The organism is Mycobacterium sp. IDUB_1 (assembly GCF_055419625.1).
Genome location: NZ_JBVAYA010000004.1, coordinates 243,244 through 256,542, shown reverse-complemented (window position 1 = coordinate 256,542; position 13,299 = coordinate 243,244). Strand labels below are relative to the sequence as shown.

At 68.1% G+C, this 13,299-nt stretch carries 12 protein-coding genes; 5 read left to right on the top strand and 7 right to left on the bottom strand.

Annotated elements, in window-relative coordinates; genetic code table 11:
- Positions 1-5 precede the first annotated feature (5 nt).
- Both ACZYYX_RS22160 and ACZYYX_RS22155 read right to left on the bottom strand, forming a co-directional pair.
- Positions 6-1,421 carry a carboxylesterase/lipase family protein gene (locus ACZYYX_RS22160; protein ID WP_463816778.1) on the bottom strand — a complete coding sequence of 472 codons (1,416 nt, stop codon included), beginning with the start codon at positions 1,419-1,421 and terminating at the stop codon, positions 6-8.
- Entirely contained in the window at positions 1,414-2,322 is a 909-nt protein-coding gene (locus ACZYYX_RS22155; protein ID WP_463816777.1) for an MBL fold metallo-hydrolase, read from the bottom strand. The genes ACZYYX_RS22160 and ACZYYX_RS22155 overlap by 8 nt, the downstream gene beginning before the upstream one ends.
- Before the next feature lie 102 nt (positions 2,323-2,424).
- Between ACZYYX_RS22155 and ACZYYX_RS22150 the strand changes: the two genes are divergently transcribed.
- The gene (locus ACZYYX_RS22150) at positions 2,425-3,321 is read left to right on the top strand and encodes a helix-turn-helix domain-containing protein (protein ID WP_463816776.1); all 897 of its coding nucleotides are present in this window, start codon (positions 2,425-2,427) and stop codon (positions 3,319-3,321) included.
- Here the strand turns inward: ACZYYX_RS22150 and ACZYYX_RS22145 are convergent.
- Both ACZYYX_RS22145 and ACZYYX_RS22140 read right to left on the bottom strand, forming a co-directional pair.
- Entirely contained in the window at positions 3,266-4,669 is a 1,404-nt protein-coding gene (locus ACZYYX_RS22145; protein ID WP_463816775.1) for an APC family permease, read from the bottom strand. The genes ACZYYX_RS22150 and ACZYYX_RS22145 overlap by 56 nt on opposite strands.
- Positions 4,666-5,571 (bottom strand): proline iminopeptidase-family hydrolase, encoded by a 906-nt coding sequence (locus tag ACZYYX_RS22140; RefSeq protein WP_463816774.1) that lies wholly within the window; start codon positions 5,569-5,571, stop codon positions 4,666-4,668. The genes ACZYYX_RS22145 and ACZYYX_RS22140 overlap by 4 nt, the downstream gene beginning before the upstream one ends.
- 85 nt (positions 5,572-5,656) lie before the next feature.
- On the opposite strand from ACZYYX_RS22140, the gene ACZYYX_RS22135 reads away from it, so the two are divergent.
- Genes ACZYYX_RS22135 through ACZYYX_RS22120 form a run of 4 tightly spaced genes read left to right on the top strand, consistent with a single transcriptional unit; the run spans position 5,657 to position 9,821 of the window.
- Positions 5,657-6,433 (top strand): FadR/GntR family transcriptional regulator, encoded by a 777-nt coding sequence (locus ACZYYX_RS22135; protein WP_463816773.1) that lies wholly within the window; start codon positions 5,657-5,659, stop codon positions 6,431-6,433.
- Positions 6,434-6,452: 19 nt separating this feature from the next.
- The gene (gene thyX / locus ACZYYX_RS22130) at positions 6,453-7,205 is read left to right on the top strand and encodes an FAD-dependent thymidylate synthase (protein WP_463816772.1); all 753 of its coding nucleotides are present in this window, start codon (positions 6,453-6,455) and stop codon (positions 7,203-7,205) included.
- Positions 7,206-7,230: 25 nt separating this feature from the next.
- The gene (gene dapA, locus ACZYYX_RS22125) at positions 7,231-8,133 is read left to right on the top strand and encodes a 4-hydroxy-tetrahydrodipicolinate synthase (RefSeq protein ID WP_463816771.1); all 903 of its coding nucleotides are present in this window, start codon (positions 7,231-7,233) and stop codon (positions 8,131-8,133) included.
- A gap of 11 nt (positions 8,134-8,144) precedes the next feature.
- Complete coding sequence (locus ACZYYX_RS22120; RefSeq protein WP_463816770.1) at positions 8,145-9,821, top strand: ribonuclease J; 1,677 nt, start codon at positions 8,145-8,147, stop codon at positions 9,819-9,821.
- A gap of 17 nt (positions 9,822-9,838) precedes the next feature.
- Here ACZYYX_RS22120 and ACZYYX_RS22115 read toward each other — a convergent pair whose 3' ends face one another.
- The 3 genes from ACZYYX_RS22115 to ACZYYX_RS22105 are packed head-to-tail and all read right to left on the bottom strand — an operon-like array spanning position 9,839 to position 13,238.
- Positions 9,839-10,816 carry an ornithine cyclodeaminase family protein gene (locus ACZYYX_RS22115; RefSeq protein WP_463816769.1) on the bottom strand — a complete coding sequence of 326 codons (978 nt, stop codon included), beginning with the start codon at positions 10,814-10,816 and terminating at the stop codon, positions 9,839-9,841.
- Between the two features lie 6 nt (positions 10,817-10,822).
- On the bottom strand, positions 10,823-11,740 hold the full coding sequence (locus tag ACZYYX_RS22110; RefSeq protein ID WP_463816768.1) for an ABC transporter substrate-binding protein: 918 nt from the start codon (positions 11,738-11,740) through the stop codon (positions 10,823-10,825).
- 49 nt (positions 11,741-11,789) lie between these two features.
- A complete protein-coding gene (locus ACZYYX_RS22105; protein ID WP_463816767.1) occupies positions 11,790-13,238 on the bottom strand; it encodes an MFS transporter in 1,449 nt (482 codons plus the stop codon).
- Between the last annotated feature and the right edge of the window lie 61 nt (positions 13,239-13,299).

Here is a 13,299-nt window from a genome sequence, read left to right as displayed (position 1 = left end):
CGGGATCACCCGGTGAACTCATGGGTCGCCCACGATGTCCACCCCGGTGTGCCAGAGGACGCGTACCGAACCCAGGCGCCGTGCATCTCGGCGGCGAGAGCCGACGGCGCAGCGGCGGGCCCGAGGAGGCCGGCGACCCCGTGCAGCACCGGCTCGTCGGTGTGGTCGAACACGAAAGGCAGCTCGACCGTGTGAGCGGCACCGAGGCGACCGTCGAGCGCCCCGGAGCGCCAGGCGAATCGATACCGATGCAGGGACGCCTCTCTCCGGCTCTCGTGTGCCTCGGCCAGTCGGGCGCTTCCGTCGACGAAGAGCGCGTCACCCATCATGATCGCTCGGAGTGTGCCCCACCCCGCGTCAGGGTGATGGCTCCGGTAGCGCGCGACCGCACCGCCGGGGTCCGCCTGGCAGCGCGCGGCCAGCGCTATGAGGTCCTGCTCGGTCGAGTCGTCGAGTGCTCCCTCCGGCGCCAGATACAGGTTGCCTTCCTCGGCGTTGGTGCCGATGAGAAGCGGGATCGCGGAGCCGTGTCCGTCGGCCAGCGAGTCCGCGGGTTGGCGGTCGAGGACGACGCTGCACGGGCTGAGCCCCAGCAGCGGGTCGAGGTGTTCGGGAGTGCGCAGGTCGACTCCGGTCAGCGCGACCGTGAGATCTGCGAGGTCGCGATCGGACAGTGCGGCGAGAGTGCCCAGACTCGCAGGCGCACCCAGACATGGGCCGGCGCGATGGGTGACGCGGGCGGCCTGGTCCGAGGTGAAAGCTCCAGTTCCGTTGCCGCTCTGCATGATCGCCCGCCGAATCAGCGTCGCGGTGTCGCCGATGGTGAGTAGCGCGCCGACGAGCGTGGCACCCGCCGACTGGCCGAACAGGGTCACGTTCTCCGCATCCCCGCCGAACGCCGCGATGTTGACTCTCACCCACTGCAGGGCCGCCAGCACGTCCAGAAGTCCGCGGTTGCGGGGTGCCCCCGGAATGTCGAGGAATCCGATGACGCCGAGCCGATACGTGACGGTCACCAGCACCACGCCGTCGCGCGCGAAGGCGGCGCCGTCGTACAGCGGCGAACGCGTGCAGCCGGACACGAACCCGCCGCCGTGCACGAACACCATCACCGGGCACCCGTCGGCATCCGGCGGCGCCCAGATGTTCACCGTCAGGTACTCGGGGTCACCTGTTCGGACCTCACCGAAAAACGGCGACATGTCGAGGGAACCGAAGCCGTCGCGCGGCTTCTGCGGTGCCGCCGGTCCGTGGTCGAGCGCGTCACGCACCCCGGTCCAGCCGGCATGTGGCGCAGGCGCGGCGAACCGTGCGGGCCCGACGGGCGCTGCGGCGAAGGGGACACCGAGGAACACCGAGCCGCTCGGCCCGCGTCGGCCCCGGACGATGCCGGACGCGGTGTCGACGAGGGTCTCACACATCGGTGACTCGCGGGAATGCCGCCCACTCTACGATCTCGAATCCGGTTCCCCGATGGCGTATCTCGGCCGCGCCATGACCTCCGAGATGGGCGGGGAACACCAGCGTCGCCGTATCGGCCGCGTGACCGAGCACCCTGCGACGGGTGGCCCTGGCCTGCTGCGGGTCCTCGCAGAAGCAGCTGTTGACGTCGGGATGGAGGAACTGCAGCGGGTTGTGCAGCAGATCGCCGACGAATACCGCCCTGTCAGAACCGGAACTCAGCGTCAGCAGTGATGAGCCCGGGGTGTGGCCCGGAGCCAGGTCCAGGCGGAGATTGGCGTCGATGTCGAGGTGACCGTCCCAGAGCTCGACGAGGCCGGCGCGGTCGACCGGCGCCACACTGTCCTCGAACACGAGGCGCGCGACATCACTGAGGCGAGACGTGTTGCCGTTGACCGGATTCCAGAAGTCGAAGTCGGCACGCGACATCAGGTAGGTGGCGTTGGGGAAGGTCGGTACCCATTCGTCGTTGTCCAGCCGGGTGTTCCAGCCCACGTGATCGTTGTGCAGGTGGGTGTTGACGACCACGTCGACATCCTCGGGCCGTACGCCGGCCCGCTCGAGATTGGTCAGGTACTGGGTGTGCCTGTGGTGCCAGACCGACCCGGGGCGTTCTCTCCCGTTGCCCGCTCCGGTGTCGATCAGCACCGTCTTGCCGTCGCTGCGCAGCACCCAGGTCTGCAATGCGTTGACGCACATGTTCGAACCGGGATCGTAGAAGTCGGGCGTCAGCAACTCCCGATGGTCGACCCAGTCCTGTGGCCGGCTGTCCGGGAAGAAGACGTCCGGAGACAGTTCGACCGATCCGAAGTACTCCATGACACGGGTGACCGTGACGTCACCCAAGCTAATTTCGTTCACCCTTGCAGCGTCGGCCGGCCGTCACCCGGGCCGCCAGACCGGATCATGCCTACCACTGGCAGGGTCAGGCGACGTCGCCGGAACAAAGCGCAAGATGGAGACATGAGTAGCTCGACCCTCGGTGAGTTCCTGCGGGCCAAACGCGCGCAACTGGATCCACGCGAGGCCGGCGTGACGATGGTGGGCGGACGTCGCCGCGTCGCGGGGCTACGCCGTGAGGAACTGGCGCAGCTGGCGGGGGTCAGCGTGTCGTACTACACCCGGCTCGAACAGGGCCAGTCCGTCAACGCCTCGGACGCGGTGCTCGACGCGATCGCCAGGGCCCTTCGGCTCGACGAGCACGAATCCCGCCACCTGCACACCCTGGCGAAGGTGCGTCCGCGCCGCGCGAGCCGACCCGCCAGTGAGCGCGTGGACCCGCTGACGCTCGACCTGCTGCGCTCCCTCGACGCCGTGCCCGCGCTGGTGGTGGGGACGCGCCTGGACGTGCTGGCGTGGAACCCGCTGGCGCACGCGCTGCTCGCCGGCCACATCGACCGCGCATCCGTCGACCGTCCCGCGGACCGGCCGAACCTGGCCAGGCTGCTGTTCCTCGACGGCCACACCCGCGAGCTCTACGTCGACTGGCCCCGCAAGGCGCGCGCCGTGGTGGGCGCCCTCCGGCTTGCCGCCGGCCGTCATCCCGACGATCCCGCCCTGGCCGCGCTGATCGGTGAGCTGTCGATGAAGAGTCCCGATTTCGTGACCCTGTGGCGCGATCACCGCGTGAAGCCCTGCGAAGCAGACTCCTACGAGCTCCGGCATCCCCTGCTGGGCTCGTTGACCGTGACGCAGCACAACCTGGTGCTCGCACGGTCGGAGGGACAGTCGGTGTGCATCGTCACAGCGGCACCGGGATCGGCATCGGCGGACACCCTGGCGATGCTGGCCGGCCTGGCCCAGGTCAACGCGTCGCCGCGGGCGCCTCGGCCGCGTGATCCTCGGACGGCCCTGTGCTGACGCCGCGCATCCTGTTCACCACGTAGACCACCGCGCCGATCGCCAACCACACGACGCCGCCGATCTTGGCCAGCGAGTCGGCGTTGAACAGCACGTAGGCGATGATCACGAAACCCAGCGCCGGCACGACGAGGTGCAGCAGGTAGTTCTTCGACTTCTTGCGGCCCAGGTAGTACCACGCCACCGAGATGTGCAGCAGACAGAACGCGAACAGCGCGCCGAAGTTGACCAGAGACGAGATCAGCGCGATCTGGCCGACGAAGAACAGCACCAGCACGATCGACAGCGCGCTGACCGTCAGGATGGCCGCGATCGGCACCTGCCGCGAGCTGATCTTCGACAGGAAGTGGGGGAGTTGCCGGTCGCGGCTCATCGAGAACAGCAGCCGGCTGGTGGCGGCTTGGGCCGCCATCGCGTTGGCGAAGCCGACGGCGAGCACGTTGACGACGAAGAACGCGTTCATCCAGCCGGTCGACGACGCCGCCTGCACCAGGTTGAAGAAGGCGTTTCCGACCTCGTCATCGGGGAACGCCTCGCGGCCGCCGGCGAGCAGGCTGGCCAGCCACGTCTGCACGATGAACAGGAACGCCACGATGAACAGCGCGCCGACCATTGCCTTACCGGCCGGATTGCGGGTGCCCGTGGACTCCTCGGCCAGGGTCGAGATCCCGTCGAAGCCGAGGAAACTGAGCACCGCGATGGACAGCGCCGCGGCCAGTAGCGGCGCGCTGACGGTCTCCGGGTTCCAGATGGGGCTGGTGCTCCAGCCGACGTCGGGCAGGCTTCCGCCGCTGATCGCGCGTACCGCGATCACGACGAACACCACCACGAACACGAGCTCGATGGCGAGGAACACCCGGTTGGCCATCTTCAAAGAGTCGACACCCAGCAGGTTGATCGCGGTGTTGACGAGCACGAACAGGATCGCCCACATCCACCGCGGGGTGTCGGGGAACAACCCGATCATCGACTCCGCGGCGAACACGTACAGCAGCGTCGGCACCAGCAGGTAGTCGAGCAGCATCGCCCAGCCTGCGAAAAACCCTGCGCCGGGATGGATTCCGCGGCCGACGTAGGAGAACACCGACCCGGCCAGCGGGAACGACTTGGCCATCTGCGCGTAGGCGATCGCGGTGAAGATCATCGCGACCAGTCCGATGACGTACACCAGCGGCACCATGCCCGAGGAGCTGTTGTAGACGGTGCCGAAGATCGCCCACGGCGCGATCGGCACCATGAACACCAGCCCGTAGACCAGCAGGTCGAACGTCGACACCGAACGGTGCAGTTCCTGCTTGTAGCCGAAGGATTCCAGCGTGCGCTGTGCGGCGGGTTCGGTCTCGGTCATGGGGTGTCCTCGTGCTCGGCGAGGAAGGCCGCGACCACGGCGCGGAACTCCTCGGGTTTTTCCAGATGGCTGCAATGGCTGCATTCGGCGAAGACGTGACCGCGCGCATCGGGGATGTGATCGACGTAGGGCTGCCAGGTGGCCGGTGTGGCCTCGTCGAACTCCCCGGCGACCACCAGCGTCGGCACCTCGATGTCGGGCAGGCGGTCGACGATCGTCCAGTCCCGCAGGGTGCCGACGACGTGAAACTCGTTGGGCCCGTTCATCGTGTGATAGACGGTGGGTTCGGCCTCCATCTGCGCCTCGCTGTCGAGGAAGTCCTGGGGGAATGGCTCCGTCCGGCAGACGTGGCGGCGATAGAACTCCATCGTCGCGGCCAGGTACTCCGGGTCGGTGACCGTGCCGGCCGCTTCGTGCCGGTCGAGAGCTTCCTGGGTCTGCGGCGGCAGCTGCGCCCGCAGTTCTGTCGCGCCCTGCACCCAGAGTTCCATCGACGCAGGGGAATTGCAGATCGCCAGCGAGGCCAGGCCGGCGGGGCGGCGTACCGCGATCTCGGCGCCGAGCATGCCGCCCCAGGACTGGCCGAGCAGATGGTAGCGCTCGATCCCGAGAGCGCTTGCCACGGTGTGGAATTCGTCGACGAACAGTGCCGGCGTCCAGAATTCGCGGGGCGCGTCCGGCAGGTGCGTGGAATTACCGCACCCCACCTGGTCGTAGTGGATGACCACCCGGCCGGTCTCGTCGGCGAGCCCGGCGATGTTGGCCACGTAGTTGTGCGCCATGCCCGGTCCACCGTGGAGGACGAAAAGCGGTAGGGCACCGGGTGTCACGGTGTCCGGTGTGGTGATCTTCACCCAGGTCTGGTAGTCGCGGAACGGGACCAGACGGGTGTCGCGCTGCATCGCATCAGCATGAACCTTGCAAAGGTCTCGCCGCAAGACCAATCTGACGATTTAACATGTCGGTGACGAGAAGGGGATTCCGCTGATGGGGCACAACGGATCACCCGCGGGTGAGGCGCCGGCCGGCGTGCTGCACCGACAACTGGACTCTTCGTCGCGCGTCGACGAGGTTGCCGACCGACTGATCACCGCGATCGCGATCGGCGAGTACCTTCCTGGTGCGCGGCTGCCCGGCGAACGCGATCTGGCGGCATACCTGGGCGCCGGTCGGATGACCGTGCGCGCGGCGCTGGCCCGGCTGGTCGATCGCGGGCTGCTCGAGACGCGCCGCGGGCGGGGCGGCGGATCGTTCGTCCGCCAGCAGTGGCCGGAGTCGTCCACCGAGGCCGTCGGGCGCACGTTGGCGGGCCGTCTCGACGACCTGCGTGTGCACTGCGACGCGGTGTGCCGCCTCCAGGGCGCGGTGTGCCGGGCTGCTGCCGAATCCCGCACCGACGCCGACATCGCCGTGCTGGCGAGGCGACTCGAGGAGTACCGCACCGCGCAGACGGGGTTGGAAGCCCAGCAGGCGGACAGCCGTCTGCACGCGGCGATCTCGGACGCGGCGCACAACGACGTGCTCGCGGGCGTGCTCAACGACCTCAAGGCGCGGGTGAGCATCGGAGCACCCGCCCACCTGTGGGGTGAACCCGACACCATGCGCGCCGTCGAGGAGCGGGCGCTCCACGAGCACGAACTCATCGTCGCCGCGATCACCGACGGCCGCGCCGATGACGCCGACGCGTTGGCTCGCGCCCACGGCACGATCGACTTCGGGCACATCATGACCGCGATGCGCCGCGCCGGCGTGCCCACCGAGTGAGAGCCGATAGGCTGCGCCGGTGGCCGAGATCGCGCCGCTGCGCGTGCAGCTGATCGCCAAGACGGAATTCACCGCGCCGCCCGACGTCGACTGGAGCACCGACGCCGACGGCGGTGCGGCACTGGTCGAGTTCGCCGGCCGGGCCTGCTACCAGAGCTGGTCCAAGCCCAACCCGAAGACCGCGACCAACGCCGCGTACGTGCAGCACATCATCGACGTCGGACACTTCTCGGTGCTCGAACACGCCTCGGTGTCCTTCTACATCACCGGGATCTCCCGCTCGTGCACCCACGAGCTGATCCGCCACCGGCACTTCTCCTACTCGCAGCTTTCCCAGCGCTACGTGCCCGAAGGCGACGTCGCGGTGGTGGCGCCCCCCGGTGTCGACGGCGACCCCGAGCTGACCCGGATCGTCGCCGAGGCCGCCGATGCCAGCCGGGCCGCCTACGTCGAGCTGCTCGCCCGGCTCGAGGAGAGATTCGCCGACGTGCCGAACGCCACGCTGCGGCGCAAGCAGGCCCGCCAGGCCGCCCGTGCCGTGCTGCCCAACGCGACCGAGACCCGCATCGTCGTCACCGGCAACTACCGGGCGTGGCGGCATTTCATCGCGATGCGCGCCAGCGAACACGCCGACGTCGAGATCCGGCGCCTGGCCGTGGAGTGCCTGCGCCAGCTCGCCGACACGGCGCCCGCGGTGTTCGCCGACTTCGATATCACCGTGCTCGCCGACGGCAGTGAGGTCGCGACCAGCCCGTTGGCCACGGAGGGCTGAGGCGAGGAGGGTAATCTTGGTGCCCGTGAGCACCAGCGCCTTCGACGTCACCGCCCGGTTGGGCACCCTGTTGACGGCCATGGTCACTCCGTTCAAGCCCGACGGCTCGCTGGATGTCGAGACCGCGAAGCGCCTGGCCATCCACCTCGTCGACGCCGGCTGCGACGGCCTCGTCGTCTCCGGAACCACCGGCGAATCGCCGACCACCACCGACGCCGAGAAGATCGCGTTGCTGGGGGCCGTGCTCGAGTCCGTCGGCGACCGCGCCCGCGTCGTCGCCGGAGCGGGCACCTACGACACCGCCCACAGCGTCGGGCTCGCCAAGGCTTCGGCCGCCGAAGGCGCACACGGACTGCTCGTCGTCACCCCGTACTACTCGCGCCCACCGCAGGAGGGGCTGCTCGCGCACTTCCGCACCGTCGCCGACGCGACGGACCTGCCGGTCATCCTCTACGACATTCCGCCGCGGTCGGTCGTGCCGATCGAGTGGGACACCATCCGGGCCCTGGGCGAGCATCCGAACATCGTCGCGATCAAGGACGCCAAGGGCGACCTGCCCGGCGGCGCTCAGATCATCGCCGAGACCGGGCTGGCCTACTACTCCGGTGACGATGCACTGAACCTGCCCTGGCTGGCGATGGGGGCCGTCGGCTTCATCAGCGTGTGGGGCCATGTCGCCGCAGGGCAGCTGCGAGACATGTTGTCCGCCTTCGCTTCCGGTGATGTGGCGACCGCACGCAAGATCAACGGGTCGCTGGCGCCGCTGTCGGCTGCGCAACACCGGCTCGGCGGCGTCACGCTGTCGAAGGCGGCGCTGCAGCTGCAGGGCTTCGACGTCGGTGACCCGCGACTGCCGCAGGTGCCGGCCACCGCCGACCAACTCGAGGCACTGGCTGCGGACCTGCGGGCCGCCGCGGTGCTCCGGTAGCGGGCCCGCCGGTGGAATCCGAACTCGTCGCACCGGGCCCGTTGACCGCTGGTGCCCTGCGGGTGACCGCACTGGGCGGCATCAACGAAATCGGCCGCAACATGACCACGTTCGAGCATCTCGGTCGGCTGTTGATCGTGGACTGCGGCGTGCTGTTCCCCACCCATGACGAACCGGGTGTCGACCTCATCCTGCCGGATCTGCGGCTCGTCGGCGGCCGGCTCGACGACGTCGAGGCGCTCGTCGTCACCCACGGTCACGAGGACCACATCGGCGCGATTCCGTACTTGCTGAAGATGCGCGCCGACATCCCGATCGTCGGCTCGAAGTTCACCCTCGCGCTGGTGGCCGAGAAGTGCCGCGAGCACCGGCTGTCGCCCAAGCTGGTCGAGGTCGCCGAAGGGCAGCGTTCCACCCACGGCGTCTTCGAATGTCAGTACTTCGCCGTCAATCACTCCGTTCCCGGGTGTCTGGCCGTGGCCATCCACACCGGCGCGGGCACGGTGCTGCACACCGGTGACATCAAGCTCGATCAGCTCCCGCTCGACGGCCGCCCGACAGACCTGCCCGGCATGTCCCGTCTCGGCGACGCCGGCGTCGACCTGTTCCTGTGCGACTCCACCAACGCCGAGATCCCCGGAGTGGGACCGTCCGAAAGTGAGATCGGGCCGGCGCTGCACCGCCTCATCCGCGGTGCGGACGGGCGTGTCATCGTCGCGTGCTTCGCCTCCAACGTCGACCGCGTGCAGCAGATCATCGATGCCGCGGTCTCCCTCGGCCGGAAAGTCTCGTTCGTCGGCCGGTCGATGGTGCGCAACATGGGCATCGCCCGCGACCTCGGCTACCTCACCGTCGCCGACGACGACGTCCTCGACATCGGTGCCGCGGAGATGATGCCGGCCGACCGTGTCGTGCTGATCACCACCGGCACCCAGGGGGAGCCGATGGCGGCGCTGTCGCGCATGTCGCGCGGCGAGCATCGCAGCATCACGCTGACCGCCGGCGACCTGGTGATCCTGTCCTCGTCGCTGATCCCCGGCAACGAGGAGGCGGTGTACGGGGTGATCGACTCGCTGGCCAAGATCGGGGCCCGCGTGGTCACGAATCGTCAAGCCCGCGTGCACGTTTCGGGCCACGCCTACGCCGGCGAGCTGTTGTTTCTCTACAACGGGGTGCGCCCGCGAAACGTGATGCCCGTGCACGGCACGTGGCGGATGCTGCGCGCCAACGCCGCGCTGGCAGCGAGCACCGGCGTCGACGAGGAGAACATCGTCATCGCCGAAAACGGGGTCAGCGTCGACCTGTCGGCGGGCCGCGTCGCAATCGCCGGCGCCGTCGCGGTCGGCAAGATGTTCGTCGACGGTCTCGTCACCGGCGATGTCGGCGACGCGACCCTGGGCGAGCGGCTCATCCTGTCGTCCGGCTTCATCGCGGTGACGGTCGTGGTGCGCCGCGGCACCGGTCAGGCGGTGGGGCCTGCCCACCTGTCCTCGCGCGGTTTCTCCGAAGATCCCAAAGCGCTCGAGCCCGTCGCCCGTCGCGTGCAGGCGGAGCTGGAGAACCTTGCCGGGCAGCACGTCACCGATCCGGCGCGCATCGCCCAGGCGGTGCGACGCATCGTGGGCAAGTGGGTGGGTGAGACCTACCGTCGCCAGCCGATGATCGTGCCGACCGTCATCGAGGTCTAGCGGGCCTGCAGCCCGAGCTACGACGCCAAGTCGATGCACGTACCGCGGCCGAGCTCGCGGGCGCGGGCGACGACGAGTTCGGCAGTGGCAAGGTCCTGCAACCCCATGCCGACCGACTCGAACAGCGTGATGTCCTCGGGTGACGTTCGGCCGAGGGCGGCCCCGGTGATGACGTCACCGAGCTCTGTGCGGGCGTCGTCGGCGGTGATGGCGCCGTCGGCAAGGGCGAGGAGAACCCCGCCGGACTTCGACATCACGTTGGCGTGGCTGTCGACGACGAGGCGCGACCGCGCCATGGCGCGTGAATCCACTTCGCGATGATCCGGTCGGGGCGGTGCGCCGACCGCGTTGACGTGCTGCCCGGACCGCAGCCACTCTCCGAAGACGATGGGCTCACGCGAGGGTGTCAGGGTGCAGACTATGTCGGCCTCGGCCACGACCGTCTGGGCTGACGCTGTCCTGGTGACGGGGATGCCGAGGTCGCCGGTCGCGGCGAGGAACGCATCTACCGTGGTGCCGCTGCGGCTCCACACGACGATCCTCTCGATGTCCCTGATCGCGGCGATGGCGTGGGCGTGTTCGACGGCGAGGTTGCCTGCGCCGACGAGCCCGAGCACAGATGCAGAGTCAGTCGCCAGGTGCGCGGTGGCCACCGCGCTGGTTGCCGCCGTGCGGATGGCCGTGATCGCGCGGCCGTCGAGCAGGGCGATGCACTCGCCGGTGAGTGCCGAGCTGATCACGATCGTGGAGCGTTGACCGGGCAGTCCGCGGGTCACGTTGCCCGGCAGATCGCACAGCACCTTGACCGAGACCGAAGCCGTGCTGGCCGTGACCATCGGAACCGCCGACCCCCGCTCGGGGAGGTGCAGAGATCGCGGCGCCGGGTTCTCCCACTGACCGCGGGACAGCGCTCCGTGGGCGCTCTCCACGGCGTCGCGAATGTCGTTCCGGTCGAGCAGGTCGGCGATGTCGGAGTGCGTCAGGACGAGGACCACGGCGAATCAGGCTGTGACCGCAAGAAAGTCGACCGCGTCGACGATGCGGGTGTCGACGACGTCGTCGAACGCAGGTATCGAGCGAACCATGCTCTCCTGGAACAGGATACGCAACCACCGTTCAGTAGCCGACCGGTCGATGCGGGTGGTGGCCCAGGTCGCAGAGTGAAGCATCCGGCCACATGCACGCTCCAGGACCTCCGACGGTGCGGACGGCCAGTGCTCGCGCAGCAGTGGCGCAAGATCGTCGACGGTCACGGACTTCAGCAGTTGCATCGACTGGCTCAGAGCGGAGGTGAAGAGCACCAATCGGTCGGCGAGTTCCTCCATCCGCTCCGAGCGGCAGTAGTACACGCTGTTGGGGCCCAATCCGCCCTTGGCGACGTAGTCGTCAGCGATGAACCCGGTTCCTCTGTGCTGCAATGCTTCTGCATTGGTGTGGTCCAGCACGATGGCCTCGCCGAGTCCGGCTTCGAACAGCTCGACGAACATCGGTGTCGACAGATCGCGCAGAAACGTGATCGAGGCGGGATCGACGCCCGCTTCGCGAATGAGGCCGGCAGTGAACGCGTAGGGCGCGCTGCCGCCGATGCCTGGTGCGAGCACGGTGTGCCCGATCAAGTCGGACCAGGCGAACTCCGGCCGGGGTGCTCGCGTCACCAGAGCTTTCGGGAACTGGTGGTTGACCTGGGCGAAAACCGACAGCTCGCGGGAGGTGCCCACGTACATCGCCGGTACCCAGAGACCGCCGAGTGCGATGTCCGCAGCGCCACTGTCGAGATCGTCGAGTACGCCGGTCCACGGATCCTTCGCTGTCGCGGTGACGGCGAGACCGTGATCGGCGAACAATCCGATGCGCTCTGCGTAGTACTGCGGAAGATAGTTCAGTCCGTGGGCGGTCGCGGAAATGTTCAGTGTCAGCATGTTTCGTTCTTTCTGGTGGTGACGGAAGGAGAACTCGAGCCTCGTGTTTTCAGGCAGCGTGCGCGAGTACAGGCTTTTCGGTGACGGCTTCCAGTGGCTGGCCGAACGTTTCCGGACCGAAGCGCGCTGCAGCGACCAGCAGCGCGTACATGACGGCGATCATCGCGAACACCCCGGCCACGCCGGCGCGGTCGAAGAAGAACAACGCTGCGAAGGGCATGACTGCCCCGGCGACGTTGCCGATACCATTCACGACCGATGTGCCCATGGCCCGTACCGACGTGGGGAACAGCTCCGGCGACCAGACCGAGAGCATGGTGTTGAGCATCATCGTGAAGAACTGAAAGATCATGCCGAGCACCAGGATCAGCGCGGTCGAATGGGCGAAGGATGCGAAGCAGATGGCCGAGATGCATCCGAGAACGGCGGCGACGGTGACGGTGAGCCGTCGCGGTGCCTTGCCGGCCAGATACGAGGCAGCGCAGGCGCCGAACAGCGACCCGATGTTCATGATCATGGTGAACGCCAGCGAATCCGCCAATGAGTATCCGCGGGACACCAGCAGGATGGGCATCAGGAACAACAGTGTCACCTGAGCCCCGAACGACATCCACGAGGCCGCCCCGATCGCAGCGGTACGCCGCAGGTTCTGCCCTTTGAACACCTCGGCGTAGCTGCTCTTCACCGTTGCCGGGATGTCGGTTTCGGTGACGAATTGTTGTGTGCGGCCCGGCTTTCGGAGTGCGGCGACGCTTCCGCTGGCCAGCCGCGTGAGGCTCTGGTTCGCCTCGTCGACGCGGCCCTTGGACAGCAGGAACCGGGGCGACTCGGGTAGGTAGCGCCGGAAAAAGACCACGAGCACCGCTGGGACGGCGAGGATCACGTACGTCCACCGCCATGATGTGTCGTTGCCACCGAGTACGCCGTTGAGCGGGCCGAGGACCAGCCAGAAGAAGCCGAACGAGGCGATGTTGCCGATACCCCCCGAGGAGATGTTGAGCGTCGCGAGCAGGGAGCCGCGGTGCCGGGTGGCGACGATCTCGGCGAGCATCGCCAGGCCGACGGTGAATTCGCCGCCCAGTCCGATGCCGACGATGAAGCGGCTCGCCAAAAGCATCTCGTAGTTCACCGCAACGGCGCTGATCAGGCCGCCGAGGGTGTACACGAGCAGGTTCAGGCTCAGGGCGGTGCGCCGACCCCATCGGTCGGCCAGGTATCCACCGATCAGCCGACCGGCCAGTCCGCCGAGCACGGTGGCGGTGTTGATCATCGTGAGTTCGGCGTTGCCGATCCCGAAAGTCTCCTTCAGCAAGGGTCCCATCGCGCCGGTGGAGTTCTGTTCCAGGGAGTCGAAGAACAGCCCTGCCATCAGCAGCAAGATCAGCGCAGCTTGGACGCGGCCGAAGCCGATGCGATCCAGCGCAGCGGTCAACCCCGGCGATGCTGCGGGGTCGGACGTGGTGACGCCAGTGGTGGCGTCGGTACGGGCAAGGGACATGGCGGGCTCCGGAAGGGTTCGTCGGCACCGGCACTGATCGTGCGGGTGAGCCGACTCCGCG

What these genes read in the sequence shown, in the direction of transcription:
- ACZYYX_RS22160 (WP_463816778.1), bottom strand. Translation starts at nt 1,421, where the DNA reads ATGTGTGAGACCCTCGTCGACACCGCGTCCGGCATCGTCCGGGGCCGA.
- ACZYYX_RS22150 (WP_463816776.1), top strand. Translation starts at nt 2,425, where the DNA reads ATGAGTAGCTCGACCCTCGGTGAGTTCCTGCGGGCCAAACGCGCGCAA.
- ACZYYX_RS22145 (WP_463816775.1), bottom strand. Translation starts at nt 4,669, where the DNA reads ATGACCGAGACCGAACCCGCCGCACAGCGCACGCTGGAATCCTTCGGC.
- ACZYYX_RS22135 (WP_463816773.1), top strand. Translation starts at nt 5,657, where the DNA reads ATGGGGCACAACGGATCACCCGCGGGTGAGGCGCCGGCCGGCGTGCTG.
- ACZYYX_RS22105 (WP_463816767.1), bottom strand. Translation starts at nt 13,238, where the DNA reads ATGTCCCTTGCCCGTACCGACGCCACCACTGGCGTCACCACGTCCGAC.
- ACZYYX_RS22110 (WP_463816768.1), bottom strand. Translation starts at nt 11,740, where the DNA reads ATGCTGACACTGAACATTTCCGCGACCGCCCACGGACTGAACTATCTT.
- ACZYYX_RS22140 (WP_463816774.1), bottom strand. Translation starts at nt 5,571, where the DNA reads ATGCAGCGCGACACCCGTCTGGTCCCGTTCCGCGACTACCAGACCTGG.